Genomic DNA, 953 nt, shown 5'->3' with positions numbered 1-953 from the left:
GCGGTGGCCAAGCAGGGCGTTCGCCGGGGCGCTCGCCATCGCCCACGCAACCCGGATGGTCGTCTGCAGCGACCTTCGGGAGGTGTCCACCGCCCGGCCTGCCAGGCTGTCGAGCGTGGCCAGGACCGACTGGTGGGCGTGGAGCTCGGCCAGGCGTTGGTCGAGGGCGTGAATGTGGTCATGGGCGTCGTCGATGTGCTGCTCAAGAGACTCACGGCGTTCCCCGGGGGGTGTGTCGACCAGATGCTCCCGCAGTCCGCCAGCGAGGGCGGCTTCGGTGTCACGCACGTCACGCAGCACGGGGATCACGGCCTGGATCGTTGCTGTCATCACGACTCCGGAGGGGGTGCGGTGGGAAAGCGGAGAAGCCCCATGGCTACGGCCCGGAGGGGCCGGGCGGCGCAGTCCGAGCCCAAAGGGACCCTTTTCCATCGTTACGCCACCGGGCGGATACCGGAAACCGGAAGCGGCCCTGTGGGACTCTGACCCGAAAACAAACCTGTGGCTGTGGTCGGGCGGGGTGGTAGGTGGTTTAGCTCGCTGCCTTGGCGGGGTTGAGAGTGACTTCGAAGCCGAGTTGGTGGAGACGGCGGACCGCCTGGCGGGCGGCGCGGTCGGGGGCGAGCTGGAGGAAGTAGCTGCCGCCGAGGTCGGTGTAGTCGACGTCCTGGGTGAGCATGTGCCAGACCGATACGAGGATGGAGTGGTCGACGGCGACCAGGGCCCGTTTCTTGCCGCGGCGTCCGGCTAAGCGCCGGTAGAGCGCGCCCAGGTAGGTGGTGTCCTTGGTGCGGGCGGCGGCCATGGCCGCGTTGCCCAGTGCGCCGTTCAGCCACCGGTTGCCGTGCCGGGTCTTGCCGGATCGTCGTCTGCCGCCGGACTCGTTGTTGCCCGGACACACGCCGGCCCAGGAAGTGAAGTGGGAGGCACCGATTGGAGGTTCGTGCCTCGCT

General features: G+C 68.8%; 2 protein-coding genes. Both read right to left on the bottom strand.

Features of this window, described 5'->3' with window-relative positions; translation table 11 throughout:
- On the bottom strand, positions 1-330 hold a 330-nt coding region (locus tag VXC91_RS46105; RefSeq protein ID WP_329513288.1), incomplete at its 3' end, for a hypothetical protein.
- Between the two features lie 202 nt (positions 331-532).
- On the bottom strand, positions 533-953 hold a 421-nt coding region (locus VXC91_RS46100; RefSeq protein ID WP_329513287.1), incomplete at its 5' end, for a transposase.

Source organism: Streptomyces chiangmaiensis (assembly GCF_036281785.1).
GTDB classification, from domain to species: domain Bacteria; phylum Actinomycetota; class Actinomycetes; order Streptomycetales; family Streptomycetaceae; genus Streptomyces; species Streptomyces chiangmaiensis.
The sequence above is the reverse complement of the archived record's forward strand: the minus strand, read 5'-3'. Positions and strand labels throughout refer to the sequence as shown.